Annotated in this window: 25 protein-coding genes and 1 riboswitch; of the genes, 14 read left to right on the top strand and 11 right to left on the bottom strand. The window is 46.6% G+C overall.

Annotated elements, in window-relative coordinates:
• Nucleotides 1-107 precede the first annotated feature (107 nt).
• Nucleotides 108-243: riboswitch (molybdenum cofactor riboswitch) on the top strand.
• The 5 genes from moaA (at nt 232) to moaE (ending at nt 2,938) form a co-directional block, all read left to right on the top strand.
• The gene (moaA, locus tag LRP49_RS08640) at nt 232-1,218 is read left to right on the top strand and encodes a GTP 3',8-cyclase MoaA (RefSeq protein ID WP_274141652.1); all 987 of its coding nucleotides are present in this window, start codon (nt 232-234) and stop codon (nt 1,216-1,218) included. (Overlaps the previous riboswitch by 12 nt.)
• A 39-nt stretch (nt 1,219-1,257) precedes the next feature.
• Nucleotides 1,258-1,770: a molybdenum cofactor biosynthesis protein B gene (gene moaB / locus LRP49_RS08635; protein WP_274141651.1), complete on the top strand. Its 513-nt coding sequence runs from the start codon at nt 1,258-1,260 to the stop codon at nt 1,768-1,770.
• 3 nt (nt 1,771-1,773) lie between these two features.
• A complete protein-coding gene (moaC, locus tag LRP49_RS08630) occupies nt 1,774-2,253 on the top strand; it encodes a cyclic pyranopterin monophosphate synthase MoaC (RefSeq protein WP_274141650.1) in 480 nt (159 codons plus the stop codon).
• Nucleotides 2,250-2,495, top strand: coding sequence for a molybdopterin synthase sulfur carrier subunit (moaD, locus tag LRP49_RS08625; protein ID WP_274141648.1), 246 nt, complete (start codon nt 2,250-2,252; stop codon nt 2,493-2,495). The genes moaC and moaD overlap by 4 nt, the downstream gene beginning before the upstream one ends.
• A gap of 2 nt (nt 2,496-2,497) precedes the next feature.
• A complete protein-coding gene (gene moaE, locus LRP49_RS08620) occupies nt 2,498-2,938 on the top strand; it encodes a molybdopterin synthase catalytic subunit MoaE (RefSeq protein ID WP_274141647.1) in 441 nt (146 codons plus the stop codon).
• A gap of 64 nt (nt 2,939-3,002) precedes the next feature.
• Here moaE and LRP49_RS08615 read toward each other — a convergent pair whose 3' ends face one another.
• Nucleotides 3,003-5,513, bottom strand: coding sequence for a glycosyl hydrolase family 18 protein (locus LRP49_RS08615; RefSeq protein WP_274141646.1), 2,511 nt, complete (start codon nt 5,511-5,513; stop codon nt 3,003-3,005).
• Nucleotides 5,514-6,422: 909 nt separating this feature from the next.
• On the opposite strand from LRP49_RS08615, the gene LRP49_RS08610 reads away from it, so the two are divergent.
• The 6 genes from LRP49_RS08610 (at nt 6,423) to oppF (ending at nt 13,055) form a co-directional block, all read left to right on the top strand.
• Nucleotides 6,423-6,581: a hypothetical protein gene (locus tag LRP49_RS08610; protein WP_274141645.1), complete on the top strand. Its 159-nt coding sequence runs from the start codon at nt 6,423-6,425 to the stop codon at nt 6,579-6,581.
• A gap of 702 nt (nt 6,582-7,283) precedes the next feature.
• Nucleotides 7,284-8,924, top strand: a complete 1,641-nt coding sequence (locus LRP49_RS08605; RefSeq protein ID WP_274141644.1) for an ABC transporter substrate-binding protein — start codon at nt 7,284-7,286, stop codon at nt 8,922-8,924.
• A 315-nt stretch (nt 8,925-9,239) separates the two neighbouring features.
• Entirely contained in the window at nt 9,240-10,160 is a 921-nt protein-coding gene (oppB, locus tag LRP49_RS08600; protein WP_274141643.1) for an oligopeptide ABC transporter permease OppB, read from the top strand.
• Between the two features lie 13 nt (nt 10,161-10,173).
• Entirely contained in the window at nt 10,174-11,085 is a 912-nt protein-coding gene (oppC, locus tag LRP49_RS08595) for an oligopeptide ABC transporter permease OppC (protein WP_274141939.1), read from the top strand.
• A gap of 9 nt (nt 11,086-11,094) precedes the next feature.
• Complete coding sequence (oppD, locus tag LRP49_RS08590) at nt 11,095-12,060, top strand: ABC transporter ATP-binding protein (protein WP_274141642.1); 966 nt, start codon at nt 11,095-11,097, stop codon at nt 12,058-12,060.
• The gene (oppF, locus tag LRP49_RS08585) at nt 12,060-13,055 is read left to right on the top strand and encodes a murein tripeptide/oligopeptide ABC transporter ATP binding protein OppF (RefSeq protein WP_274141641.1); all 996 of its coding nucleotides are present in this window, start codon (nt 12,060-12,062) and stop codon (nt 13,053-13,055) included. The genes oppD and oppF overlap by 1 nt, the downstream gene beginning before the upstream one ends.
• A 52-nt stretch (nt 13,056-13,107) precedes the next feature.
• On the opposite strand, the gene LRP49_RS08580 is transcribed toward oppF, so the two are convergent.
• The 6 genes from LRP49_RS08580 to LRP49_RS08555 form a co-directional block, all read right to left on the bottom strand.
• Nucleotides 13,108-14,172 (bottom strand): permease, encoded by a 1,065-nt coding sequence (locus tag LRP49_RS08580; protein ID WP_274141640.1) that lies wholly within the window; start codon nt 14,170-14,172, stop codon nt 13,108-13,110.
• Between the two features lie 199 nt (nt 14,173-14,371).
• A complete protein-coding gene (locus LRP49_RS08575; protein ID WP_274141639.1) occupies nt 14,372-15,505 on the bottom strand; it encodes a ribosomal protein uL16 3-hydroxylase in 1,134 nt (377 codons plus the stop codon).
• Nucleotides 15,506-15,642: 137 nt separating this feature from the next.
• A complete protein-coding gene (gene purB, locus LRP49_RS08570) occupies nt 15,643-17,013 on the bottom strand; it encodes an adenylosuccinate lyase (RefSeq protein WP_274141638.1) in 1,371 nt (456 codons plus the stop codon).
• A 21-nt stretch (nt 17,014-17,034) separates the two neighbouring features.
• Nucleotides 17,035-17,655, bottom strand: coding sequence for a high frequency lysogenization protein HflD (gene hflD / locus LRP49_RS08565; RefSeq protein WP_274141637.1), 621 nt, complete (start codon nt 17,653-17,655; stop codon nt 17,035-17,037).
• 13 nt (nt 17,656-17,668) lie between these two features.
• The gene (gene mnmA / locus LRP49_RS08560) at nt 17,669-18,781 is read right to left on the bottom strand and encodes a tRNA 2-thiouridine(34) synthase MnmA (protein ID WP_274141635.1); all 1,113 of its coding nucleotides are present in this window, start codon (nt 18,779-18,781) and stop codon (nt 17,669-17,671) included.
• A gap of 83 nt (nt 18,782-18,864) precedes the next feature.
• Nucleotides 18,865-19,539, bottom strand: coding sequence for a pseudouridine synthase (locus tag LRP49_RS08555; RefSeq protein WP_274141634.1), 675 nt, complete (start codon nt 19,537-19,539; stop codon nt 18,865-18,867).
• 226 nt (nt 19,540-19,765) lie between these two features.
• Here LRP49_RS08555 and icd point away from each other — a divergent pair, with 226 nt between their 5' ends.
• Nucleotides 19,766-21,013, top strand: a complete 1,248-nt coding sequence (gene icd, locus LRP49_RS08550) for an NADP-dependent isocitrate dehydrogenase (protein ID WP_274141632.1) — start codon at nt 19,766-19,768, stop codon at nt 21,011-21,013.
• Nucleotides 21,014-21,252: 239 nt separating this feature from the next.
• On the opposite strand, the gene cspD is transcribed toward icd, so the two are convergent.
• Complete coding sequence (cspD, locus tag LRP49_RS08545; protein ID WP_078751316.1) at nt 21,253-21,474, bottom strand: cold shock domain-containing protein CspD; 222 nt, start codon at nt 21,472-21,474, stop codon at nt 21,253-21,255.
• 824 nt (nt 21,475-22,298) lie between these two features.
• Here cspD and clpS point away from each other — a divergent pair.
• Together clpS and clpA are read left to right on the top strand one after the other, a co-directional pair.
• A complete protein-coding gene (gene clpS, locus LRP49_RS08540) occupies nt 22,299-22,619 on the top strand; it encodes an ATP-dependent Clp protease adapter ClpS (RefSeq protein ID WP_274141631.1) in 321 nt (106 codons plus the stop codon).
• 58 nt (nt 22,620-22,677) lie between these two features.
• Nucleotides 22,678-24,939 carry an ATP-dependent Clp protease ATP-binding subunit ClpA gene (gene clpA / locus LRP49_RS08535; RefSeq protein ID WP_274141630.1) on the top strand — a complete coding sequence of 754 codons (2,262 nt, stop codon included), beginning with the start codon at nt 22,678-22,680 and terminating at the stop codon, nt 24,937-24,939.
• Nucleotides 24,940-25,006: 67 nt separating this feature from the next.
• Here the strand turns inward: clpA and infA are convergent, their stop codons facing one another.
• The 3 genes from infA to aat all read right to left on the bottom strand — a co-directional run bounded on the left by infA (nt 25,007) and on the right by aat (nt 26,868).
• Entirely contained in the window at nt 25,007-25,225 is a 219-nt protein-coding gene (gene infA / locus LRP49_RS08530) for a translation initiation factor IF-1 (RefSeq protein ID WP_016961517.1), read from the bottom strand.
• Nucleotides 25,226-25,433: 208 nt separating this feature from the next.
• The gene (locus LRP49_RS08525) at nt 25,434-26,162 is read right to left on the bottom strand and encodes an arginyltransferase (protein ID WP_274141624.1); all 729 of its coding nucleotides are present in this window, start codon (nt 26,160-26,162) and stop codon (nt 25,434-25,436) included.
• Between the two features lies 1 nt (nt 26,163).
• Nucleotides 26,164-26,868, bottom strand: coding sequence for a leucyl/phenylalanyl-tRNA--protein transferase (gene aat, locus LRP49_RS08520; protein ID WP_274141622.1), 705 nt, complete (start codon nt 26,866-26,868; stop codon nt 26,164-26,166).
• Between the last annotated feature and the right edge of the window lie 8 nt (nt 26,869-26,876).

Below are 26,876 nucleotides of genomic sequence, written 5' to 3'. Positions count from 1 at the left end.
ACTTCCATGTCTATTCCTCACAAATTAACGGACAATTCCTTGTTTGTTGCACGTGATATTTGCTAAATTCACAGTAGTGCTTGATGTTCTGCTCGCTTTGCAAACATGAGTATTAGTAACTCCGAAGCCTATTTTGCTAAGTTCGAAAGAATAGGGGAAATAGGCCGTGACATACCGTCACCAGGGCGCTCATAGAAATGTGGTCGTCTCCCGTATTTGGAAAGGTGTTTCGTGGCAACGCAATTTGAAGATTCCTATCATCGCAAGTTCTATTACTTGCGTTTGTCTATTACAGATGTTTGTAATTTCCGCTGCACTTACTGCTTGCCGGATGGTTACAAGCCGACCCATAAAAACTCCGGTTTCCTCTCGGTAGATGAACTGCGCCGCGTTGTTTCGGCGTTTGCGCATTGTGGTACGTCTAAGGTACGTATCACAGGCGGTGAACCGTCACTGCGCAAAGACTTCACCGACATTCTCTCCATGATTTCGGAACAAGATGGTATCGAAAAGGTTGCTATGACAACCAACGGTTATCGTCTGGAGAAGAATGCGCGTCAGTGGCGCGATGCTGGCCTGACTAACATCAATGTCAGCGTGGATAGCTTGGATCCTCGAATGTTCCATCAAATTACGGGAGAGAATAAATTCGACCTCGTGATGCGCGGCATTGATGCTGCATTTGATGCAGGCTTCGAACAGGTAAAGGTTAATGCGGTACTGTTAAAAAATCTTAACAGTGGCGAATTGCCAGCCTTTCTTCATTGGATCAAAGACAAGCCTATTCAACTTCGTTTCATTGAATTGATGCAGACTGGCGAGATGGACTCCTTGTTTGAGCGCCATCACGTATCGGGTGTGTCTATTCGAAACCACCTTATTGCAAATGGCTGGCTGATGAAGGTTCGCGGTAAAAGCGATGGACCTGCTGAGGTGTTCTGTCACCCTGACTATAAGGGTGAGATCGGCCTTATCATGCCATATAAAAAAGATTTCTGTGATTCGTGTAATCGTCTGCGTGTGTCTGCACTGGGTAAACTGCATATGTGTTTATTTGGGGACTATGGCGTGGAGTTGCGCGATTTATTGCAAGATGAGACGCAAGAAGACGCGCTAGTGGCGCGGATTCAAGGTCAACTTGCAGACAAGAAACAAAGTCATTTCCTAGATCAAGGCCATACCGGTATGACGCCACATCTGGCTTCTATTGGTGGCTAACACTGATTACTACACAAATTTTCATCGAGGTTTATTTTTATGGGTCACGCTGTCACTGAATTCACGCCAGCAAAAATCGCCGTTCTTACTGTTTCTGATACGCGTACTGAAGAAAACGATACATCAGGAAAGTTCTTGGTTGATGCGTTGATGGAAGCCGGTCATACACTGGCTGACAAGCAAATCGTTATTGATGATGTCTACAAAATCCGTGCTGTGGTTTCTCAGTGGATTGCTGATGAAAACGTACAAGCGGTGATGATCACTGGCGGCACAGGTTTCACTTCACGTGATAGCACGCCAGAGGCACTGAAGCCGCTTTTCGATAAAGAAGTGGAAGGTTTTGGTGAGTTGTTCCGTGCGATTTCTTTCCAGGAAATTGGCACTTCAACCATTCAATCTCGCGCGATTGCAGGTTTTGCTAACCACACAGTTATCTTCGCTATGCCTGGCTCAACGGGTGCATGCCGTACGGGCTGGACTGGCATCATCAAGCAGCAGCTAGATGCAAGCCACCGTCCGTGTAACTTCATGCCACACCTGGGTAAATAATTGATGAGCGGTTTTACACACATCAATGCCTCAGGCGAAGCAAACATGGTCGATGTTTCTGGCAAAGCAGAAACAGTACGTGAGGCAAGGGCAGAAGCTTACATTGATATGGCCCCTGAAACGTTGGATCTTATCGTATCAGGCAAGCACCACAAAGGTGATGTGTTTGCGACGGCGCGTATTGCGGGTATTCAAGCCGCAAAACGTACTTGGGATCTTATTCCACTATGCCATCCATTGATGCTATCCAAAGTGGAAGTGTCACTGGAAGCGTTACCAGAAACATCTCAAGTTCGCATTGAGTCACTATGCAAGCTGACGGGTAAAACAGGCGTTGAGATGGAAGCACTGACAGCAGCTTCAGTCGCCGCACTGACCATTTATGATATGTGTAAAGCCGTGCAAAAAGACATGGTGATTGGTCAGGTTCGCTTGCTGGAAAAAACGGGCGGCAAATCGGGTCACTTTAAGGTGGAAGAATGATTCAAGTTCTCTTTTTTGCGCAAGTTAAAGAGCTGGTGGGTACGGCATCACTGTCGTTGGAAGGTGACTTCGCTACAGCGGAAGACATTCGTGCTCACCTCGTGAACAATGGCGACAAGTGGGCTCTGGCTCTAGAATCAGGCAAACTTCTTGTTGCTATCAATCAAACCATTTCTCAGCTGTCGTCACCTGTAAAAGCGGGTGATGAGGTGGCATTTTTTCCACCAGTAACTGGGGGGTAATCATGATCTCAGTCCAGCACGAAGATTTTTCGGTTGCCGAGGAATACGCAAAATTAAATGATTTTGCAGGTGATGGGGCGATTGTGACCTTCGTTGGTAAAGTGCGTGACATGAACCTTGGTGACAATGTCACTGGTTTAACGCTTGAGCACTATCCGGGAATGACAGAAAAATCATTAACCGATATCTGCGAACAAGCGAAAGCGCGTTGGCCACTGACTTATATCCGTGTTATTCACCGCGTGGGCACATTGGGCATTGGTGATCAAATTGTGTTTGTTGGTGTGTCCAGTGCGCATCGAAATGCTGCCTTTGAAGCGTGCGAGTTTGTGATGGATTACCTGAAGACACGCGCGCCATTCTGGAAAAAAGAAAGGCTCGTTGATGACGAACGTTGGGTTGAAGCTCGCGAGAGTGACCAAGACGCCGCTAAACGTTGGTAACGACAACATATCAAAAAAAGGGATGCGATATCGCATCCCTTTTTAATTCAGTTAACTTAGAAGCTTACTGACAAGCAGCCGCTCCAAGCTCTTTCCACACACCCCACTGACCAGTGGTACCGGGTTCTTCGTTGGTTGTCCACCATTTGGCAGAGTATTCCATGCCATTGTGTGTTACGACGTCACCAGAGTTGTAGATTTCACCCGCTAACCATGCGTTTGGACACGTCACTACGGGAGCGTCTTTTTCTACCAATACGCTTACCGAAGCACTGCTCTGAAGTTGACCATCAGAAACCGTTACGGTGAAAGTCAGGTTGGTATCAACACTGTAGCTAGCCGCTTCAAACGTTAGGCTCGCACCGTTAATGTTTGCGGTAACACCCGCCGGCACATCCCATGTGTAGGTCAAGACATCGTTGTCAGCATCGGTTGAAGCACTTGCATCTACCAGTACCAACGTACCTGCAGTTGCACTTGCTGGGGCTGTTACTTGAGCAACTGGTGCAGTATTGCCAGTGCTCGGTGCTTTAGCAGTGATGACAACAGAGTCTTGTGCGGTTGCACCTTTGTTGTCTGTCACTGTCAGAGAGAACACAAACTGCGTGTCTGCCGTTACAGCTGGGATGTTCGCCGAGGCTGTTGCGCTGTTCGCATTCGTAACAGATACCGTTGGACCTGCAGTCTGTTTCCAGCTGTAAGATACAATCTGACCATCGCTGTCTGATGACGCTGTGCCGTCGAGAGCAACTGCACCCGCTGTATTTACAGTGACATTTGTACCAGCATTCGCGAGAGGTGCTTTGTTTGGCGGTGGTGGCTGATCGCCTGCCAAAGAATCTTGCATTGCATTTAGGATATCGCCGTTATCCGCATCGATTTCCCAAGCAAACAAGCCAGCAAAGTTGTTTTGACGAACATATGCACCTTTCGCCAGAACAGAGCGTCTGTTGTCATACGTTACCAAATCACCGTTTGACGGATTCCAAGCCCAAGGAGCTTCGGCTTGCGCATCATACCCTGTTACAACGCTAGGGTTGTTTTCGAACTTGGTGACGACGTCTTTATAATCGATAACGCCGTCTTCCCACGAACCTGCAACCATACCGTTACCCACGCCGGTCATAGGATTGGTTGGGTCAGACATACTCGCTTCTGTAACGCCAGTCCATCCACGGCCATACATTGCGGCACCAATAACCAGTTTCTCTGGTGGCACGCCTTTCGCCAGAAGCAAATCAACGCCGTTTGCTGTGGTGTAGGCAGGTCCTTTACGAGGATCACCATTTTCGTCTACGCCTGTGCCTGCACACTGTTCTGCGGACATATGTTCACCGCAGTAAAGTGCCGCCTGATGGCCAACCACGTTGCTCCATCCACCGTAGTAGTCATAACTCATTGCGAAGATGTAATCCATGTAAGGCACGGCATCAGCGTAATTTACATCTTCAATTTTGTCATAGCCGACACCCACTGCGGAGGTGAGCTCGTATGTGCGACCTGTTTCTGCCGTGAGCTCATCGAGCATAGCGCGCAGATCTTGCATCAATACAGCATAGGTATCGCCATCAATTGCAGGGTTCCCTAAGTTTGGATTCGCGCCTTGGCCGCCAGGGTATTCCCAGTCGATATCAACGCCATCGTAGAATTTCCATGTTTGGAGGAATTTTTTAACGGACGCGACAAAAATGTCTCGTTTGGCTTTATCTCCAAACTCATAAAAGGGATCAGACAGCGTCCAGCCACCGATTGAAGGTAGGATCTTCAAATCTGGGTAGCGTTGTTTCAGTGCCATGATTTGGCCATAAGTTCCCTTGTAGGAAGACGAATGACTTTGGCCTGATTGTGGATGAGGCATTTGAATCGCTGCCCATGGGTCATGAATAACCACCTCATAATCTTGGGTACCAGCACATGCTCGGTTAAGGGCACCAAGTGGGCCAGAAGCGAGTGAAGGGTTATTACCACAGATAGGCACGAAGCCATAAATGATATGAGTTAGGTTTTGAGCAGGAATTTTATCGACGGGGAATTTACGGCCATATACGCCCCACTCAACAAAGTACGCACCAACTACAGTATTTGCTGGTGTAGTGTAGTTGCCGTTATTTGGGTCAACATTCATTGGCAGTGGATCAAGGTGGCTACCGTCAGTATCAGCGACGACGATGGCTTTTGGGCTGCTTGCGGTACATGCTTGGGCTGCACCTGAACCACTACATAGTTCAACGACCATGTCGTATTGGCCGCCTTTAGCAACCTGAAGAATGGTGGACTCTTTCTGGCTGGCGGAAGGTGTGACAGATGCTTCGTGCACCACCTGGCCATTTAAAAGTACTCGCCAAGAATCCGCAGGCTCGCCAGACCAGCGATCCCAAGTAACGGGAACTTCTGCATACGGTTTAACTGTCACGAGATCTTTGTAAGCACTGGCGGCGTCGTTGACTTCAATGATGGAAAAGTTTGTCTCCATCCATGAGATGACGGGTGCCCCAGGAGCTGCGAATGCAGGGAACGATGCCCCCACGGACACAGCGGCTGCGACGAGCCCTCTGAGAAAAGCCTTATTGTTCATCTTAATATCCTTCGAAAATTTAATTCGCGAATTATCTATTCATCGCGTGAATGTGAGCCGATCTGCGTCAACCCTGCTTAGATGTTTGTAGGAAATTGGATATTAAGCAAAATAATGTGTTTTGGAATTTGAACTAGAAGAGAGAATAACTTAACAGTGCTGTTACATTGCGGTTGATTTTTGAACAATGCTTCACAATTTTGATAGATATTATTTTTAGAGAATTAAGTGTGTGACCTCAATCGCTCTTTGTATTTGTTGCCTATATTGATGAAAAAAAAGTGGCCTCTCGATGTCGAGAGGCCACTTAATATTATGGACTGTGTTTCAACGTTAACCTTTTGCTTTTTCTTCGTTTGCCTGGTGGTGTTTCTTCCCGGCATTGGGAATAAAGCCGTGTCGGACTCGTGAGCACAGAGGTCTGGATACGAAACCTGCAGGTCTCATTTTCTATGATCGTCTCAATTTATTGGTTTTTGTAAATTTGGGATTGTTGCGCCTTTGTCCGCGGCGGCGTCACACTGCTTTACTGCTTTGTTACATCGGCACAAGAGATATACTGCGCAAAAAACAAACTAATCTCAATTGAAAGTGAATCAAATCTGTGAATGTGAATGAGATAATCTAACTAGGATTTTTTTTATAACAATAAGTTATTAAAAATTATGCTCTTGGCGGAAGTTGGAGGATTGCACTCGATATGTGTGCACCTTCTCATTGTGTCAAATGTGGGTCATGTTCAGGGGCTTGCTTTGCTAGACTCAAATAACTAGCCAAACGTGCTACTCACGCAGCGAATTGTTGTTTTCTCTAATCTAGAGAAGGCGTGAGGTTGGTTGGTATCGCTTATTAGGAGCCACAAGCGAGTATTCTGTGCCTTCAAAATTACTGTATATCAGGAGGATGAAGATGGGACATAGACGAATTAGCAACAAGAAAATGAAGCAGATGCTTCAAGAAGTTTTGCCAGAAGATCTTCAACACGCCAAGAACGATGCTTTGGTCGAAGGTAAAGAGAGTAAGGAATCCCAAGACTCGAGCTTGCCTTTAGAAGATCAACAAAAGTAATTTCAATCGGTCTTGTCGGCTAGAGTATTTTCTGGCCGACTTTGTTTTACATCCTTTCCCAAATCTTTATTTCTTCGTTCTGTCTCTCGCTCACTGCATTAATAGTCATTGATACAGTAAATTCTTCGATGTCTTTCTCATTTAGATAGTATTTATTCTGGTGTTCTCTGCCGAAATGAAGCCAATAACATAACCTTTTTTATCTTGGGGTTATGTCCATCTTATTCTGTAATTCCCTTCTCTATTGCCTGCTATGAAGCGAGTGAGATCTCGGACTGGGCATATTCATCTAAATTGAAATGTTATGCATCTCATATTGGTGCGGCATTTGTTAATGCCTAGTTAATAGCGTGACTGCGACATGTTTTGTAACTGTTTGTAGTGTTAACAGATTATAATGCTCACTTATTAATCAATGTTGATATATTCTGCGATAATTGACTTTTTAAAGGCATAGGAGTGATGAATAAAACCATTCATCGAGTGATAAATGGTCATTTGTGTTGTTATATGCTCATTGGTTGGATTTTTGTGACTTTTTATTTCGTTTTTGTGGCAAATTGCTTTGATGATTGGTAATGTTCCAAATAATTCTCCGTTACGAGGCATATTTTCGGAAGAGATGACTGCTTAGGAAAGCGTCGTTGTTTCGATATCGGGGAGTGCCATGGATGCATTTAAGAGATAATTTGGAGTATCTGCATGTATAAGAACAAAATCACTCAGGCCCTGCTGATGGGTGCCGGTATGGCACTGGCGTCAGCGTCTATGACTGTTACAGCCGCAGAAGTACCTGCTGGCGTAAAATTAGCACCAGTACAAGAACTCGTGCGCGGTAATGGTACGGAAGTGGCAACACTGGATCCGCACAAAGTTGAGGGTGTGCCTGAGTCTCACGTTCTTCGTGATCTAATGGAAGGCCTGGTTATTCAGGATGATGTGGGTAATACCATTCCGGGTATTGCTGAGTCTTGGTCTTCAGACGACAACCAAACATTCACATTCAAAATCCGTAAAGATGCCAAATGGTCAAATGGCGATCCTGTAACGGCACAGGATTTTGAGTACAGCTTCAAGCGCGCTGTTGACCCTGCGACCGCTTCTCCTTATGCATGGTATATCGAGAAGACCCAAATGAAGGGCGCGAAAGATATCATTTCGGCGAAAAAATCGGTTGATGAGCTAGGTGTGAAGGCGATTGACGATCACACACTCGTTATTGAAACCGAAGTTCCTCTGCCGTATTTCGTAAAAATGATGGCGCACACCACCATGTACCCAGTCCACAAAGCGACCGTTGAAAAACATGGTGATGCTTGGACCAAGCCGGGTAACTTCGTCAGTAATGGTGCGTTCAAACTGACCGACTGGGTCGTTAACGAAAAAATCGTACTTGAGCGTAATGAAAATTACTGGGACAACGCTGACACCGTCATCGATAAAGTCACTTTCCTGCCAATCGAAAACCAAAATGCGGAAATGAACCGTTTCCTTTCTGGTGAAATTGATATTACGTACGAAGTGCCAAACGAGCAGTTCCGTCGTTTGAAAAAGCAATATCCTGAAAACGTGGTAGTTTCACCTAACCTATGTACTTACTACTATGGTTTCAACACCCAAAAAGCACCTTTCGATGACGCTCGCGTCCGTAAAGCACTGTCTTATTCTATCGATCGTGACATCGTATCTAACGCGATTTGGGGTCAAGGTCAGACGCCTGCTTATGCACTAACTCACAGCGGTATTACGGGCTTCTCTCCGGATGCGCCAGAGTATGCAACCTTGAACCAGAAGCAGCGTGTAGAAGAAGCGAAAGAGTTGCTGTCTGCTGCAGGCTTTGGTCCTGGCAACCCGCTAGATTTCACCTTGCTTTACAACACCAGCGAAAACCACAAGAAGACTGCTGTAGCTATTCAGTCAATGTGGAAGAAATCACTGGGTGGCTACGTGAACGTAACACTTGAGAACCAAGAGTGGAAAACGTACCTAGACAACAGTAAGCAAGGTAACTTTGATGTTCGCCGCGCTGGCTGGTGTGCAGATTACAATGAAGCATCTTCGTTCCTAGCTATCGCGATGACGAACAACGGTAATAACGACCAGAAATACTCGAGTGAGATTTTCGACAAAGCTATGCATGATGCAGCTAAAGTCGCAAAAACTGACGAAGAGCGAAATGGTTTCTATGCAATTGCTGAAGCGCAACTTGCTCAAGACATGCCTATTGCACCTATTTTCCAATACGTTCAACCTCGTTTGGTTGGTACGGATGTAGGTGGTTACCCTGATAAAAACCCGCAAGACAACATCTACTCAAAAGATTTGTACATCAAAGCACAATAATTACAGGGATATTCCATGCGTCTGTGGTGAAACCACAGACGCATGTTTTCAGGAACGTATACTCAAACCACTTCAAGATGTCGAAAAAAGACGATATCGCAATGTTTAACGCAGGAAAAAGTATTCTTGATTTGCGTTATACGGCGCGTAATTCGGCCCATTAATTCAATCGCGTAAAAGCAGTTTTCTCGCGTCATCTTGGGTTACGGTAGTTCACTTTAACTCGCTTAGTCATCATTTCCGCGCTTTGATGAGACAAGACAAGCTTGTTGAAGTTTTTATCTCAACGTCGTGTGAGTATAAGTAGGATGCTTTATGTTTAGATTGATTTTTACTCGTACACTGGAAGCAATACCAACCTTGTTGGTGTTGATTACGATTTCATTTTTCTTGATGCGTTTTGCGCCAGGAAACCCATTCTCATCTGAAAAACCATTACCGCCCGAGGTAATGCAAAACATCAATGCCAAGTATGGATTGGATAAACCTTTACTCGAACAATACACCACCTACTTAGGCAATGTTCTCCAGGGCGACTTTGGCCCTTCGTTTAAATACAAAGATTACACCGTAAATGAGCTAGTCGGTTCGGCATTACCTGTGTCTGCAAAAGTGGGTTTTTACGCCTTCATTTTGACGGTTGTGTTGGGTGTGACCATTGGAACGGTGGCCGCGCTGCGGCAAAACAGTTGGCTTGATTATTTGGTGATGTCGACATCCATGTTTGGTGTTGTCTTGCCGTCATTTGTACTTGCTCCCGTTTTGATTTACATCTTCTCGATTGGGTTGGGCTGGCTACCCGCGGGTGGTTGGAATGGCGGCGCAATCCAATATATGATTTTGCCAATTGTGGCGATGTCATTCCTTTATATTGCTACGTTTGCGCGTATTACACGCGGAAGCATGATTGAAACCTTAAACAGTAACTTCATCCGTACAGCGAAAGCGAAAGGCTTGAGCATGCATTACATCGTGATTAAGCATGCGCTCCGTCCGGCAATGCTGCCTGTTGTTTCCTATATGGGACCGGCGTTTGTCGGCATCATCACAGGCTCGGTGGTTATCGAAACTATCTTTGGTTTGCCAGGTATCGGTAAGTTGTTCGTTAACGCTGCATTTAACCGTGATTACTCACTGGTAATGGGGATCACCATCCTGATTGGTGCGCTGTTTATCATCTTCAACGCTATTGTCGATATTTTATTGGCATGGTTGGATCCGAAGATTCGTTATTGAGGTTTAAATTATGCTGTTGAAAAAAGAAGAAAATAACGAAGCTCTCGACAATTTCTCCGCCAAATTAGAGGTTGAGGGCCGAAGCCTTTGGCAGGACGCACGTATTCGTTTTATGCGCAACAAAGCGGCAATGACCAGCTTGTTTATACTCGTGTGTATTACCGCATGGGTCATTGTTGGTCCGATGTTTGCCACTTACGCGTTTGATGATACTGATTGGTATGCCATGCACGCTGCGCCATCCTTTGGTGAAGATGGTCATGTATTTGGTACAGACGCACTAGGCCGTGACCTTTATGTTCGCACCCTGATTGGTGGTCAGATTTCATTGATGGTAGGTCTGATGGGGGCACTGGTTGCTGTAGCTATCGGCACGGTATATGGCGCAACTTCAGGTTATATCGGCGGCCGTACGGACCGCGTTATGATGCGTATTTTGGAAATCCTGAATGCGATCCCATTTATGTTCTTGGTTATCGTACTGGTGACCTTCTTTGGCCGGAACATTGCCCTTATCTTTGTCGCGATTGGTGCGATTGCATGGCTCGACATGGCACGTATTGTCCGTGGCCAAACGCTGAGCCTTCGTAATAAAGAGTTTATTGAAGCGGCACATGTAAGCGGTGTTAGTACGAAGAACATTATCCTTCGCCATATTGTGCCAAACGTACTGGGTATTGTTGCGGTTTACTCAACGCTTCTTATCCCGAGCATGATTTTGATTGAGTCTTTCCTAAGTTTCCTTGGCCTTGGTGTACAAGAGCCAATGACGAGCTGGGGCGCATTGCTTCAGGAAGGATCTCAGACGATGGAATTGGCTATTTGGCAATTGGCCTTCCCAACCTTGTTTATGGTGACCACATTGCTGTGTTTTAACTATGTGGGCGATGGATTGCGAGATGCGCTGGATCCAAAGGATCGATAAGGAGGAAGTATGGGCCTATTAGATGTTAAAGATCTGCGCGTAGAGTTTAAAACCCAAGATGGGTTGGTAACCGCAGTGAACGATCTGAATTTCTCACTCGATAGCGGTGAAACACTGGGTATTGTGGGTGAGTCAGGTTCAGGTAAAAGCCAGACCGTGTTTTCCATCATGGGTCTGTTGGCGAAGAACGGCATTGTATCAGGCAGTGCCAAATTTGAAGGACGCGAAATTCTCAATCTGCCGGAAAAAGAACTGAATAAAATTCGTGCAGAGCAGATTGCGATGATTTTCCAAGACCCAATGACATCGCTGAACCCATTCATGAAGGTAAGCGATCAGTTGATGGAAGTCTTGATGCTGCACAAAGGCATGGGAAAAGCGGAGGCGTTCGAAGAATCCGTTCGTATGTTAGAAGCGGTGAAAATTCCTGAAGCGCGTAAGCGTATTACCATGTACCCGCATGAATTCTCAGGTGGTATGCGCCAGCGTGTGATGATTGCAATGGCCTTGCTTTGCCGTCCGAAACTGCTGATCGCTGATGAGCCTACAACGGCGCTGGATGTAACTGTTCAAGCGCAAATCATGGAACTGTTGAATGAGCTGAAATCTGAGTTCAATACAGCCATCATCATGATCACCCATGACTTAGGTGTGGTTGCAGGTTCGTGTGACAAAGTGCTTGTGATGTATGCTGGGCGCACGATGGAATATGGTAAGGTCGATGAGATTTTCTATACGCCAAGCCACCCATACACTGAGGGCTTGCTTAAGGCGATCCCGCGTTTGGATACCGAGGGTGACGTGTTACCGACTATTCCAGGTAACCCACCTAACTTGCTAAAACTGCCACCGGGTTGTCCGTATCAAGACCGTTGTCATCGAGTGACTGACCGCTGCAAGAGCGAGTCGCCAATATTGACTCCTTACGAAAATGGCCGTTTGCGCGCGTGTTTTTCTAATGTGGAGGCTTGGTAATGAGTGCTGTAGAAAAGAAGCTTCTGCTGGATATTAAAGATTTAAAAGTTCACTTCAATATTGCGTCAACGTCGGTGTGGCCGTGGGCAAAACCAGGCGTGCTGAAAGCCGTAGATGGCGTAAATATAAAACTCTACGAAGGGGAAACTCTGGGTGTAGTGGGTGAGTCTGGTTGTGGTAAATCAACGTTTGCTCGTGCCCTGATTGGGTTAGTTGAAGCGACCGAAGGCCAGGTGGTATGGCTGGGTGACGATCTGACGTCTTTGGATGCCAAAGCGATGCGTGAGAAGCGCAAAGAAATCCAGATGATTTTCCAAGACCCTTTGGCTTCATTGAACCCGCGTATGACAGTGGGTGACATCATTGCTGAACCACTAAAGACTTTCTATCCGGAATTGTCGAAGGAAGAAGTGAAGCAAGAGGTTCAGGCGATGATGACGCGTGTTGGCTTGTTGCCAAACGTGATCAACCGTTACCCGCACGAGTTTTCAGGTGGCCAGTGCCAGCGAATTGGTATTGCTCGCGCATTGATCTTAAAGCCTAAGCTGGTGATATGTGATGAGCCGGTCTCTGCACTGGACGTGTCAATCCAAGCGCAGGTGGTTAACCTTCTGAAGGAGCTTCAGAAGGAAATGGGTCTTAGCCTGATATTCATCGCGCACGATCTGTCGGTGGTTAAGCACATTTCAGATCGTGTCTTGGTAATGTACTTAGGTAATGCGGTCGAACTTGCTGAGGGAAAAGCGTTGTTTGATAGCCCAGCGCACCCCTACACCAAAGCGTTGATGTCTGCCGTGCCGATCCCTGATCCTAAACTAGAACGTAGTAAAACCATTCAATTGTTGGAAGGTGAATTACCGTCGCCGATGAACCCGCCATCTGGTTGTGTCTTCCGCACCCGATGTCCGCAGGCTACCGCGTCCTGTGCAGAGGAGAAACCTCGATTGAAAGGAACGGACTATCACGCCGTTTCTTGTACACAGATTCATGTGTAGATAAAAAGGCAGGGGAAACCCTGCCTTTGTTTTTTCCGAGTCTATTTGGGTGTTATCCAAACAGGTAGGTGTATAGGAACCCTGCAGCGATCGCCATGCCAAGAATGACGGTGAGAAATGCCGCGATCATCTGGTTTTTAAACAGTGATTTCAGCAAAATCACTTCCGTTAAACTTGCGCCGGCACTGCCGATAATCAATGCCATGACTGAACCCATGGCCATGCCTTTCTTCACCAACGCCGCACTCAGTGGAATAACAGCTTCTGCGCGGATGTAAAGCGGAATACCAATAATCGCTGCGACTGGGATGGCGTACCACGTTGCGTCACCTGCGTATTTCGCAATCAAGTCTGTTGGGATAAATCCATAGATGAATGAACCCACAGAGATACCCAGTAACAAGTAAGGCAGTACCTGTTTAAAATCTTTCCATGTTGAACGCCATACGCGTACCCAGCGGTTTTCTTCTTTTACTGTCATGGTTGCTTGACCATTCGCGTTCAAATCGATTTCTGCGGTTGCACAGCAAGACACTGGCTCAGGTTTTGCGTCACAGCATGATGTGACGGGTGCCGGTTTTTCATCGCAGCAAGATGTCTTTTCCACTTTCTCTGCCTTTTCGCCGCACGAGGTGCCGCAACCAGAAGAAGACTCTGTGGTTTCGTAAGCTTCTTTACGCACGTACTTTTCAAAGCCCAGTTTCTCAAGTGCATAGCCACTGATGACAGAGACAGACATTGCAATGGCAAAGTAGAACACCGCGACATTCACACCAAATGTCACCACGAACAAACCGATGATGACTGGATTAAGCAGCGGACTTGCAAACAAGAACACCATCATTGGACCAAAGCCAGCTCTGGCGCGCAGCAATCCCTTTAAGAATGGGATGGTCGAGCAAGAGCAAAATGGCGTGATTGAGCCAAGCAATGCGGCAATGAAATATCCTTTACCGTTTCTTGAACTTAGGATGGATTGAATTTTTGCTGGTGTAATGTATTCCTGCAAAATGCCCACAAGGTAACTTATTGCTAGAAAGAGAATAGTTAGCTCGACAGCGAGAAAGGCAAACATATTTGCCGCTTCTTTTAACATGGTGATGAATTCTGGTGACATCAAAGACCTCTAGAAAATTTCATTTCGATTTTTATCGAAATATAAGGGCAAAGTGAGGCATCGTCAATACTACAATTCCAGAAATATGGAAATAAATGATAGAATAGGGTTTATCTTATTGATAAAAAAGCCTTCTCTGAAGAAGGCTTTTTAGCGAAATCTTTATGTTAGCGGCTCGACAAGGGCCTGTAGGTAACCGTTATGCTTGCGGGTACCACAAACCTTGGTTGCAGAGGTCAAGCAACAGAGCCAACACGGCAGGGTTATTCGCTAACGGGCCCAGCTCATCGATGGAGAAATCTTCGAAGTCGCACAGCACTTTGCCGAACGTTTCGCAGCCTTCTGGCAGTTCGATAGTTTCACCATTGATGAAAACAACGTTTGAGTTGTTCTCATGGTAGAGCGCTTTCATACCAGACACTTTTTCAAGGAATAAGCCGTCTGCTAAGAATTGCTGAAGCTCGTCTGATTGCCATGGTGGATCTGCAGGCATGATGTCGAGTTCGTGACGAGACGTACTCAATTGTTCACCCATCCAGCGAGCTTTGGCATCTTCGTCATTGATGAGTTTCATCAGCATGTCATTCAGTGCGTTGTATTCCGCTTTCGGGATCATGCCGTGCTCATCACGGGTTTGGATCTCTGGGTTGTGATAGTGAATATCACCTTTGTCATTGGAAATGACGTAGTCTGCGTAGCCGTTCAGCAATTCTTGTTTCTTCGGTGAACGGTAGCCAATCGAGTAGCTCAGTGACACGTCGATAGTGTTACCTTCATGCGGGAAACCTGGTGGGATGTACAGAATGTCACCCGGTTCCAGGATCTCGTCAATGATTGGGTCGAAACCTTCAATCTGGCGCAAACCCGTGTGGTGGTTTGCATCTTTGTATTCACCTTTTTCGCCTACACGCCAGCGACGCTTACCCATACCCTGACAGATAAATACATCGTACTGATCGATGTGCGGGCCTACGCCACCTTCTGGCATAGACAGGCAGATCATCACGTCATCGAAAAGCCAATTTGGCAGTCCACGGAAGGGTTCTGAAAATGCGCGAAGCCCTGGGTGCCAGTGGTTTGCTGCTTGAACGATAAGCTGCGAATGCGTGTCTGGGAAGCTTTCAAAACTCTCAAACGGACCGTGTTGCACTTGCCAGTCACCATCCACGTTTGAAACGAAGCGAGAGTCGATTTCTTCTTCCATCGCAAGACCCGCTACTTCGTCAGGCGAGATAGGGTCTTCAAAGTCGACGAAGCCGTTTTTAATCACAACTGGCTCTTTATGCCAGAAGCGCGTAAGGAATTCGTTCAGGTCAAAATTTAACTGATACATAGGGGTAATGCGGTTACTTGAAATTGGAGGAGAGTATAACCGTAAACGGCGTGGATAGGCAGTTTTCAACAATAAAGGGAATAAACAGGCAATAAAAAAGCCCGACTAAGCGGGCTTTTTAATGAAGAGCGAAATGCTTACAGCATATCTGTCAGCTTGATTGCATCACCGATGTAATTTGCTGGGGTCATTTCTTTCAGGCGCGCTTTCTCATGCTCTGGCAGTTCCAGACCATCGATAAATGCACGCATGCCTTCGCCATCAACACGCTTACCACGAGTCAGCTCTTTCAGCTTCTCGTATGGCTTCTCGATGCCGTAACGACGCATAACGGTTTGTACAGGCTCTGCCAGTACTTCCCAGTTTTTGTCCAGCTCTGCTTCCAGTGCCGCTTGGTTCACTTCCAGCTTGCTGATGCCTTTCAGGGTCGAGGTGTAGGCAATGATTGCATAGCCAACGCCAACGCCAAGGTTACGCAGAACGGTAGAGTCTGTAAGATCGCGCTGCCAGCGAGAGATTGGCAGTTTCTGCGCCAGATGACCGAACACTGCATTCGCCAGACCCAGATTACCTTCTGAGTTTTCGAAGTCGATTGGGTTTACTTTATGCGGCATGGTTGAAGAACCAATTTCGCCAGCAATGGTTTTTTGCTTGAAGTGACCCAGTGCAATGTAACCCCAAACGTCACGGTCGAAATCGATCAGAATGGTGTTGAAACGTGCAATCGCATCGAACAGCTCAGCGATGTAATCGTGGGGTTCGATTTGCGTGGTATATGGGTTCCACGTAACGCCAAGCGACTCAGTGATGAACGCTTCGCTAAACTGGTGCCAGTCGATTTCTGGGTACGCGGAAATGTGTGCGTTGTAGTTACCTACTGCACCGTTAATTTTCGCTAGAATTTCAACGTTTTCAATTTGCTTGTACTGACGCTCCATACGGTACGCCACGTTCGCCATTTCTTTACCCATGGTCGAAGGCGATGCTGGCTGACCGTGCGTACGAGACAGAAGAGGAACTTCACGGTATTCCACGGCCAGAGCTTTGATCGCGTCAATCACGTTACGGATTTCTGGCAGGATCACGGTTTCACGCGCTTCTTTAAGCATCAGAGCGTGAGAGGTGTTGTTGATGTCTTCAGAAGTACATGCAAAGTGAATGAACTCGTTAACCGCGTTCAGTTCTGCATTGTCAGCCACTTTTTCTTTCAGGAAGTACTCAACCGCTTTTACGTCGTGGTTGGTGGTGCGCTCGATCTCTTTGATACGCATCGCGTCAGCTTCGCTGAATTCTGTGGCGATTTTATCGAGCAGTGCATTGGCTTCTGCGCTGAATGCCGGTACTTCCTTGATGGCATCTGTTGCAGCCAGTTTCTGCAGCCAACGGATTTCTACGATAGTGCGGTACTTCAGTAGACCAAACTCACTGAAGATAGAACGCAACGCAATCGTTTTCGTCCCGTAACGGCCATCAACCGGTGAAACAGCTGTCAATGCTGACAGTTCCATGGGCTCTCTCCTGAATTAATATTACGAATTTCGGGCTAGGATAATTTTGGCCTGCTCAATCATTTGCTTGCGGCCGAAGATGAGGTGACGACGTTTGCCGCCAACCTGACGCCACAGCACTGCACTGCGAATGCCAGACAGCAGTAGCGCACGAACCTTGTGCTGAACGCCAGTCTGTTGCAATTGTGCAGGGGTGCCAGTTACCTGAATGCGTGGGCCCAATGGGCTAATGGTATCCAGGTATATGCTGGCGAGATTGCTGATCATTTGATCATCAAGCAGGTCAAAGTGTTGAATTTGGCGCTGAACAGTCTCTATACGATCGCCGAGCTGAGCAAGGCTGTCTCGACGACCGGAAAGTTTGCGTTCTAGAGCCAGAAGGTTAATCAGATAACGGGTGAGCTCGCTGCCACCTGGGCTGTTATCCAATTCATTTACGAGGGTGGTTAAACCCAAGGTGAGGTTTTCTTCTTTACCGAAAACCTCCAGTGTAGAAGCAGGGTTAGTGACGATAATACTGTTCAGGCTTGCGCTGAGCGCATCATAGTCACAGCTTCCTGAACGGGCAACGTCCTGTACCAATTTGACGGACTGACAGATACTTGCGAATGCGATAGTACGATCAAACAAAGTATTAGCCACTGATTATTGCTCCTTAAATACGCTGCTCAATGATGCCGCCACCTAGGCAAACATCATCGCTATAAAATACCGCAGATTGACCAGGGGTAACGGCCGCTTGTGGCTCGTCAAAGATCACTTTGATCTGGTCTCCATCGATTGGCTCGATGGTACATGATATGTCGGTCTGGCGGTATCGCGTTTTTACGGTGCACTTCAATGGTTCGGTAATTGTTTCGCGATCAACCCAGTGCAGTTGTCCTGCAATCAGGCCATTCGAGAAAAGGCGAGGGTGATCACTGCCTTGCGCGACAATAAGTACGTTACGTTCAACATCTTTGTCGACAACATACCAAGGTGCTTCGTTGCCGTTGCCCCCTTTTTGACCACCAATGTGAAGACCTTTACGTTGACCCAAGGTGTGATACATCAGACCTTGGTGTTCACCGATTTCCTCACCATCTACTGTTTCAATCACGCCTGGCTGAGCAGGCAAGAATTTTGACAGAAAATCAGTGAATTTTCGTTCGCCGATAAAACAGATACCGGTTGAGTCTTTCTTCTTCGCGGTGATCAAGTCCTGTTCTTCCGCAATACGGCGTACTTCTGGCTTTTCCAGATCGCCGACAGGGAATAAGCTACGAGCAACTTGCTCATGGCTTAAGGTGTACAAGAAATAGCTTTGGTCTTTGTTGTTATCAAGACCACGCAACATTTGTGCTTTTTCGCCTTCTTGCGTTGGGAAAGTACGGCGCACGTAATGACCCATTGCAATGAAATCTGCGTCTAATACTTCATCCGCAAACTCGAGGAAGGCTTTAAATTTAATTTCTTTGTTACACAGGATATCCGGGTTTGGTGTACGACCCGCTTTGTATTCGGTTAAGAAATGCTCGAATACATTGTCCCAATACTCCGCGGCGAAGTTGATGGTGTGCAAGTGGATACCCAACTTGTCACAGACGGCCTGTGCATCGGCCAGATCTTCCGCTGCCGAGCAGTACTCGTCGTTATCATCTTCTTCCCAGTTTTTCATGAAAAGGCCTTCTACCTGATAGCCTTGTTGCTTCAGTAAGTAAGCGGACACTGAGGAGTCGACGCCGCCGGACATACCGACAATAACTTTTTTGCTGCTGTTATCTGACATGACGAAATATCTAGTTCCAAATTAATCGGGGGCAGAGTTTAACAGAAAGATTTACGCTGATACAGATGAGATATTGGTCACAATTAGTTGCCATTATTCCGCATCGGTGCTGGTACCTCTCGCCATTCGCCTGGTTGCAAGCCTTCGACTGTCCAGTCTGCCATTTTATGGCGTATAAGACGCAATGTCGGGTGTCCAATGGCGGCCGTCATTCGACGGACCTGTCGGTTACGGCCTTCCGTCAACGTAATCGCTATCCATGTTGTGGGAATGCTCGGTCGGTGGCGGATAGGTGGATTGCGATCCCATACGTCAGGTGCATCCATTAGCTCAGCACCTGCGGGCAATGTCCAACCATCGTTTAGCTCAACGCCATCACGCAATTTCGTTAAGGACTCCTCGCTGGGTATACCCTCGACTTGAACCCAATACACTTTGGCGGACTTTGACTTTGACTTAGGCTGTGTAAGACGTGCTTGTAAGATGCCGTCGTTGGTTAAAACCAGAAGGCCTTCACTGTCTTTATCCAATCGCCCAGCAGGGTAAACATCTTTTACTGGTATGTAGTCTGCCAGCGTCGAATCGCCCGGCTCACCCGTAAACTGTGTCAGGGTGTTGAAAGGTTTATTGAATAGAATCACCTTGGTCGGCCCCTTAGGGCGTGCAGGTTTATCCGATTGTCGGCGTGAAGTGCGTCGAAAGTTTGGCTTTGAAGCCGACTTGTTCGTGTTTCTTTTAGGGGCAGTTTTAAACGTCATGAATTCGTGTCAATCAGGTCAGGTAACAAATGAGACCTCCGTATTATACATGGAATAATGTGATTGGCGTGTTGCGGGATTTACAGTATTCTTTTGCCCGCATGTTATACCAAGCAGAACAATTACCTGACGTGCTACAGCAAGTTGTTATTTGAGTCGCAGCATGACAGACAATTGCTCTGTTTGGTGAAGCGCAAAATAAAAAAATGGACGCTAGGAGAATTAAATGGAAAGTAAAGTAGTCGTACCGGCCGGTGATAAAATTGCAGTAGAAAACGGCAAACTGGTCGTTCCTAATAATCCAATCATTCCTTACATTGAAGGTGATGGCATTGGTGTTGATGTTAGCCCTGCAATGATCAAGGTTGTAGATGCGGCAGTTGAGAAAGCTTACGGCGGTGACCGTAAGATCTCCTGGATGGAAATCTACACCGGTGAGAAGTCAACGCAAGTTTATGGTGAAGACCAATGGCTGCCAACTGAAACACTGGATTTTATTCGTGATTACAAAGTAGCAATTAAAGGCCCTCTAACTACCCCAGTTGGTGGTGGTATCCGTTCGTTGAACGTTGCGCTCCGCCAAGAGCTTGACCTCTACATCTGTGCTCGCCCAGTACGTTACTTCGAAGGTGTACCAAGCCCGCTGAAACAGCCTGAGCTTACTGACATGGTTATTTACCGTGAGAACTCAGAAGATATCTACGCAGGCGTAGAGTTTAAAGCCGGCACTGCAGAAGCAGACAAAGTAATCAAATTCCTGAAAGAAGAAATGGGTGCAACGAAAATCCGTTTCGACGAGGAATGTGGTATTGGTATCAAGCCAGTTTCAGAGCAAGGCACAAAACGTCTTGTGCGCGCGGCGATCCAATACACCATCGACAACGATCGTGATTCAATGACGCTGGTTCACAAAGGCAACATCATGAAGTTCACCGAAGGTGCCTTCAAAGATTGGGGCTATGAAGTAGCAAAAGAAGAATTTGGCGCAGAGCTGCTAGACGGTGGCCCTTGGATGACGCTGAAAAACCCTAACACGGGTAAAGAAATCATCATCAAAGATGTGATTGCAGATGCGTTCCTACAGCAAATCCTGCTTCGCCCTGCAGAATATGATGTTATCGCAACCATGAACCTGAACGGCGACTATGTGTCTGATGCACTGGCTGCACAAGTTGGTGGTATTGGTATCGCTCCTGGTGCAAACATCGGTGACGGCATCGCTCTGTTTGAAGCGACGCATGGTACTGCACCTAAGTATGCAGGTCAGGACAAGGTAAACCCAGGCTCGTTGATTCTGTCTGCTGAGATGATGCTTCGCCACCTAGGTTGGACTGAAGCCGCTGACCTTATCATTAGCTCAATGGAAAAAGCGATCAGCAACAAGACTGTGACCTATGATTTTGAGCGTCTGATGGACGGTGCAACACTGCGTAAATGTTCTGAGTTCGCACAGGACATGATTGAGCAGATGTAATCGCTCGAAATATCAAGAAATATCAAAAAGCCCGGCTTAATAGCCGGGCTTTTTTTTTGCAATTTGTCCTGTTCCAATTAAGGTGCCTTGTATACCGTTGACAGTTGCTCTGCGCTCACTGAAACCTAGGATTTTCAATTCAACCTTTTTAGACGTACAAATACAAAAAGAGCGAACTCTATGTCCGCTCTTCTGAATATCGACCTTCCGGCAGCGAAAAATTTAATCTAGCAACACTATTATTTTAATGCTTCGTTTTCTACTGGAACAATTTGGCTGGCATGGTAACCCTTGGGGCCTTCCTGCACTTCATAGTTCACGGTTTGGCCTGCTTTGAGCGTGCGATAACCGTCCATCTGGATCGTTGAGTAGTGGGCGAAGATATCTCCCTCACCTTCGTCTGGGCAAATAAACCCGAAGCCCTTAGCGTTGTTAAACCATTTAACTGTACCAGTTGCCATGCGAAACATCCCTCTTGCATTTAAATTGCATAACTAACAAGCAAAACAGACAGACTATGTAGCCACATAGATTGATTATTAAACTGTATGTTTTTACTTCAATTCACACTCTAGTAGAAAGATTTAGGCAGTCAAGCCCGAGAGAGGCTAGATAACAACATTTTAATAAAAATAACCTAAGTTCTGCGAGAAGGATGATGTGGGTATCACTTTGTGACATATTGTTTCATAAATTAACCACATGATTCCCGCTCAAGAGGCTGTATTCATTGGGCTATCTACTTTTTTGTCGATTAGTCAAATTCTCAAATGCGATGATATGACATGAGAGATGTTAGATAATTAGCTGAAACGTAAGTATGAACAGTGTATTTATCGAGTGACTGAATTTAATGATTAATACACCAAAATCAATATATTCCTGACGTGAATAATATATCTATCGTTTTTTACTCAGAGAATTAAGTTTTTCTTTTTCGAGACATCATTCCTGTCTGTGCTCTCGCTGAGAAGTACGATGTGATGTCTGAAATGTTTGACATCTAACTAGGGGCACAGACTAAGTGAGATGTTGAAGGCGTGAATGAAAGTGACGTTGCGCACTCTTACGAGCATGGTTGATCTGAAATTGGGCTGTTGCGCTAAAAGTGCAAACGCGAAAGGGCATCAACATAGCATTGTCGCGGTTGCTGGAATACAATCTGTGAATTACGTTTTAAGGAGTGGTAGTGTTTTTTGTATCTGATGTTCAAGTCCACAAAACAACGTCATAAATAGTTGTTTCGTAAAGAGCAGATGCGCTACCTTAAGTATTGTAAACAGTTATGAGTAAAATGTACGAGTGGATAGTTCCTGACTCTGATGTCAAAGAGGCGGAAGAAACCAAAGTCAAACCGCCGTCGTTATACAAAGTGCTATTGAATAATGACGATTACACCCCCATGGAGTTTGTTGTAGAGGTGTTACAGCGGTTCTTTTCCATGGATTTGGAAAAGGCAACGCAACTGATGCTAGCAGTTCACTATGAAGGCAAAGCGATATGTGGCGTCTTCACTGCAGAAGTTGCGGAAATGAAGGTCGCACAAGTAATGATGTACGCGAAAGAACATCAACACCCACTATTGTGCACGATGGAGAAAGCTTAAGTAGGAGATACTGTTTTCTCTCCGGCACACCAGAATGTGGTTTTAAGGGAGGTGCCTTATGCTAAACAAAGAACTCGAAGCAAGCCTCAACGGGGCTTTTGCAAGAGCACGAGAAAAACGTCATGAGTTTATGACGGTAGAACATCTGCTATTGGCGCTTCTAGAAAATGTGGCAGCCCGAGAGGCTTTGTTAGCCTGCCGTGCAGACCTTGATGCTCTTCGTAAAGAGCTAGAAGCTTTTATTGAACAGACAACCCCACTCATCCCTGTTGACGACGACAACCGCGAAACTCAGCCTACGCTAAGTTTCCAGCGTGTATTGCAGCGCGCGGTGTTCCATGTGCAATCTTCCGGTCGTAGCGAAGTGAGTGGCGCAAACGTTCTTGTTGCGATTTTTAGTGAGCAAGAATCACACGCCGCCTATCTACTCAAGAAAAACGATATTAGCCGATTGGATGTGGTTAATTACATTTCTCACGGTACGACCAAATCTTCAAATTCTGATGAAGAGCTTCCTGGCTCGGATATGTCATCTGAAGAAGCGACTGTAGAGGGCGGAGAAGAGCGTTTAGAGAACTTTGCTACCAACCTTAACCAGCTAGCACGTGTTGGTGGTATCGACCCGCTGATTGGCCGTGACAAAGAATTAGAGCGTACTATTCAGGTACTGTGTCGTCGTCGCAAGAACAACCCCTTACTCGTCGGTGAAGCCGGTGTGGGTAAAACGGCGATTGCAGAAGGTCTTGCATGGCGTATCGTTGAAGGTCAGGTTCCTGACATTATCCAAGACTGCATCATTTACTCGCTGGATATTGGCTCGTTGTTAGCGGGTACGAAATATCGCGGTGATTTCGAGAAGCGCTTTAAGAGCATTCTTAAGCAGCTAGAAAAAGAAGACCACGCGGTTCTGTTTATCGATGAAATACACACCATTATCGGTGCAGGTGCTGCATCGGGTGGTCAGGTTGACGCGGCTAACTTGATTAAGCCTCTTCTCTCAAGTGGTAAGTTGCGTTGCATCGGTTCAACCACGTATCAGGAATACAGCAACATTTTTGAAAAAGAACGCGCACTGGCACGTCGCTTCCAGAAAATTGATGTTGTTGAACCATCATTGGATGACACCACGAAGATTCTGATGGGTCTTAAGCCTAAATACGAAGCACACCATGAAGTTCGCTATACCAATAAAGCGATTCGTGCTGCGGTTGAGCTATCTGCCAAATACATTAACGAGCGTCACTTACCGGATAAGGCGATTGACGTGATCGATGAAGCGGGTGCACGTTGCCGCCTTGCGCCAGCGAGCAAGCGTAAGAAGACCGTGGGTGTCGGTGATATCGAAGCCATGATTGCAAAAATGGCGCGTATCCCTGAGAAGTCCGTGTCATCAACAGATAGAGACGTTCTGCAATCGCTGGACCAGAAGCTTAAAATGCTGGTGTTCGGGCAGGACGATGCGATTGGTGCGCTTTGTGAAGCAATCAAGCTCAGCCGTGCTGGGTTAGGTGCGGAAAACAAACCTGTTGGTTCATTCCTGTTTGCTGGCCCTACAGGGGTAGGTAAAACAGAGGTTACTGTTCAGCTTGCACGGGCAATGGGCATTGAGCTTCAGCGCTTTGACATGTCTGAGTACATGGAACGTCACACGGTGAGCCGTTTGATTGGTGCGCCTCCTGGTTACGTTGGGTATGACCAAGGTGGTCTGCTAACTGATGCCGTTATTAAGCACCCGCACTGTGTTGTGCTTCTTGATGAAATCGAAAAAGCCCACCCTGATGTGTTCAACTTGCTACTGCAAGTCATGGATAATGGCACGCTGACGGATAACAATGGCCGTAAAGCTGATTTCCGTAATGTGATTTTGGTGATGACGACCAATGCGGGTGTTACCGAAACCGTGCGTAAGTCGATTGGTCTTATCCAACAAGATCATAGCCTTGATGCGATGTCGGAAATTAAGAAGGTATTCTCACCAGAATTCCGAAACCGTCTTGATAACATCATTTGGTTCAACCATCTGGATCAGAGCATCATCCTTCAGGTTGTTGATAAGTTCATTGTGGAACTGCAGGCACAACTTGATGCACGCGGTGTTTCTCTTGAAGTCACAGACAAAGCGAAGCTTTGGTTGTCGGAGAAAGGCTACGATAAATCAATGGGTGCTCGCCCTATGGCGCGTGTGATGCAGGATTACGTGAAAAAGAATCTGGCAAACGAGTTGCTATTCGGCTGTCTGGTTAATGGCGGAACGGTCAAAGTTGGCGTGAAAAACGATCAGCTGACCTTCAGTTTCAGTGATGAGATGGAACCCGCTTAATACGAAAGCGTAAATACGACAAAACCCGGCATAAGCCGGGTTTTTTTGTATTCGCGAGACGTGAGGATTAGCGCGCGCGGAAGATGATGCGACCTTTCGACAAGTCGTAAGGTGTCATCTCAACGGTAACTTTGTCACCAGTCAGGATACGGATGTAGTTTTTGCGCATCTTACCAGAGATGTGTGCAGTCACTACGTGGCCGTTCTCCAGTTCTACGCGGAACATGGTGTTTGGCAGGGTGTCCAGAACGGTACCTTGCAATTCAATTACGTCTTCTTTTGCCATTTAATCCTCTTGGGCTATCTCTCAGCCAAATTTTGACTGGCAGATAATGCCTTGATTCGTTAAGTCTGTAAAGTTCAGGGGCAGAATTTTACCCCTTTGTATTCGTACTGACCAGTAAAAATAAGCATTTGATTAAGATTTAACCTAAATCTTAATGTGTTAAAACCAACATAACGAGAGCTCACCCACGAATTCGCAGGTGGCACCTTTACTCATTTATGGACGGCTTTGCGGGAATCATCTGGCAGGGTTGCCAAGAGCCGGCAATAAAACGCTGATACGGGCGATATTTGATTTTGTAGCTCATGGCTTGGCAAGCGTCGATTTGAAAACCAAGATAAAGCCACGGGACACCGTTTTGCTTCGCCAATTCTAACTGGGCTAATACGCACAACGAACCAAGTGACCAAGGGTGGTCGGGGTCGAAAAAGCTGTAGATAGCCGAAAAGCCATCAGTGGTAATATCCGTAATCGCGACGGCGACGAGTGCGTGTTCTTCGTATATATGCACGTAACGCGTAGGTTGCCATTCACTGCCGACAAAGGAAAGAAAGTCATCTTTGTTAGCTGGGAACATTGAACCGTCACTGTGCCTTGCTGAAATGTAGCGGTCATACAAATCGAACCACCCATCATCGAGTTCGGACTTCAGTTCGATGTTTAATCGTTTTAATTGATTGATTTGCCGTTTTTGGCTTTTGCTCGGGTGAAATTGCTGCGTGTCTACACGCAGAGATTGACATGCTGAGCACGCCTGACAATAGGGGCGGTAGATACTATTGCCGCTGCGACGAAAACCCGATTGAATCAGCCAACTGTATCCTTGTTCACTATGAAGTTCAGGATCAATCACTACGGCAATGGTTTCTTGCTGCTCTGGTAGGTAATTGCAGGTGGAAGGTGGGGTAACGCCAACACGAAACGTTTGTCCTTTCATGTTATGAAATCCATTGCGAGCGATAGACGGACGTATCGACAAATTGGTGCCTGAGTCGTTCTACCTCGGTGATATAATCTGTTCTCGTCATCGGGTACGCACCTAACGATGCCAAGTGCTCAGTCATCATTTGGCAATCAATCAGTTGCCCACCGTGTTGGCTAAAATGTTGACAAAAATGCCAGAGGGCGGTCTTTGAGGCATTGGTTTCGAGAGAAAACATGGACTCGCCACAAAAAAGACCGCCGACGTTTACGCCATAAAGTCCCCCTATAAGCGTTTCTTCGCGCCAAACCTCAACGCTGTGCGCATGACCTAAACGGTGGAGTTCGCGATAAGCGTCACGCATTTCTCCCGTGATCCATACTTGGTCCTCTCCCCGTATCAGCGCACATTGCTCAATAACCTGATCAAAGCTTCGATTAATTGAAACGCGATAACCATGTTTGCGAACGAACTTTTTAAGGCTTTTACTCGGGTGGTATGTGACGGGGTTGATAATCGCTCTTTCTAAGGGAGACCACCACAGATAGGGATCATCCTCTCCAAACCATGGGAAAATACCGTTCTCGTATGCTGCTTTTAACCGCACAGGCGAGAGATCTCCGCCGATCGCAAGTAATCCATCCGGATCCTCTAGGGCGGATGTGACCGGTGGAAAAATATCGGGATGGTGTTCATCCAATGGCGGCAAGTAAATCGTCATTGAAGTAG

Origin of the sequence: Enterovibrio qingdaonensis, assembly GCF_028683135.1 — a bacterium.
Lineage (GTDB): Bacteria > Pseudomonadota > Gammaproteobacteria > Enterobacterales > Vibrionaceae > Enterovibrio > Enterovibrio qingdaonensis.
This window is presented reverse-complemented; position numbering and strand designations above follow the sequence as displayed.

Bases quoted from the DNA above. Each gene is read 5' to 3' on its own strand.
- LRP49_RS08575 (WP_274141639.1), bottom strand. From the start codon at position 15,505: ATGTATCAGTTAAATTTTGACCTGAACGAATTCCTTACGCGCTTCTGG.
- clpS (WP_274141631.1), top strand. From the start codon at position 22,299: ATGAGTAAAATGTACGAGTGGATAGTTCCTGACTCTGATGTCAAAGAG.
- infA (WP_016961517.1), bottom strand. From the start codon at position 25,225: ATGGCAAAAGAAGACGTAATTGAATTGCAAGGTACCGTTCTGGACACC.
- clpA (WP_274141630.1), top strand. From the start codon at position 22,678: ATGCTAAACAAAGAACTCGAAGCAAGCCTCAACGGGGCTTTTGCAAGA.
- moaC (WP_274141650.1), top strand. From the start codon at position 1,774: ATGAGCGGTTTTACACACATCAATGCCTCAGGCGAAGCAAACATGGTC.
- LRP49_RS08555 (WP_274141634.1), bottom strand. From the start codon at position 19,539: ATGACGTTTAAAACTGCCCCTAAAAGAAACACGAACAAGTCGGCTTCA.
- moaB (WP_274141651.1), top strand. From the start codon at position 1,258: ATGGGTCACGCTGTCACTGAATTCACGCCAGCAAAAATCGCCGTTCTT.
- icd (WP_274141632.1), top strand. From the start codon at position 19,766: ATGGAAAGTAAAGTAGTCGTACCGGCCGGTGATAAAATTGCAGTAGAA.
- aat (WP_274141622.1), bottom strand. From the start codon at position 26,868: ATGACGATTTACTTGCCGCCATTGGATGAACACCATCCCGATATTTTT.
- LRP49_RS08610 (WP_274141645.1), top strand. From the start codon at position 6,423: ATGGGACATAGACGAATTAGCAACAAGAAAATGAAGCAGATGCTTCAA.
- LRP49_RS08525 (WP_274141624.1), bottom strand. From the start codon at position 26,162: ATGAAAGGACAAACGTTTCGTGTTGGCGTTACCCCACCTTCCACCTGC.
- mnmA (WP_274141635.1), bottom strand. From the start codon at position 18,781: ATGTCAGATAACAGCAGCAAAAAAGTTATTGTCGGTATGTCCGGCGGC.
- LRP49_RS08580 (WP_274141640.1), bottom strand. From the start codon at position 14,172: ATGTCACCAGAATTCATCACCATGTTAAAAGAAGCGGCAAATATGTTT.
- oppF (WP_274141641.1), top strand. From the start codon at position 12,060: ATGAGTGCTGTAGAAAAGAAGCTTCTGCTGGATATTAAAGATTTAAAA.
- purB (WP_274141638.1), bottom strand. From the start codon at position 17,013: ATGGAACTGTCAGCATTGACAGCTGTTTCACCGGTTGATGGCCGTTAC.
- moaD (WP_274141648.1), top strand. From the start codon at position 2,250: ATGATTCAAGTTCTCTTTTTTGCGCAAGTTAAAGAGCTGGTGGGTACG.
- LRP49_RS08605 (WP_274141644.1), top strand. From the start codon at position 7,284: ATGTATAAGAACAAAATCACTCAGGCCCTGCTGATGGGTGCCGGTATG.
- LRP49_RS08615 (WP_274141646.1), bottom strand. From the start codon at position 5,513: ATGAACAATAAGGCTTTTCTCAGAGGGCTCGTCGCAGCCGCTGTGTCC.
- moaE (WP_274141647.1), top strand. From the start codon at position 2,498: ATGATCTCAGTCCAGCACGAAGATTTTTCGGTTGCCGAGGAATACGCA.
- oppB (WP_274141643.1), top strand. From the start codon at position 9,240: ATGTTTAGATTGATTTTTACTCGTACACTGGAAGCAATACCAACCTTG.
- cspD (WP_078751316.1), bottom strand. From the start codon at position 21,474: ATGGCAACTGGTACAGTTAAATGGTTTAACAACGCTAAGGGCTTCGGG.
- oppD (WP_274141642.1), top strand. From the start codon at position 11,095: ATGGGCCTATTAGATGTTAAAGATCTGCGCGTAGAGTTTAAAACCCAA.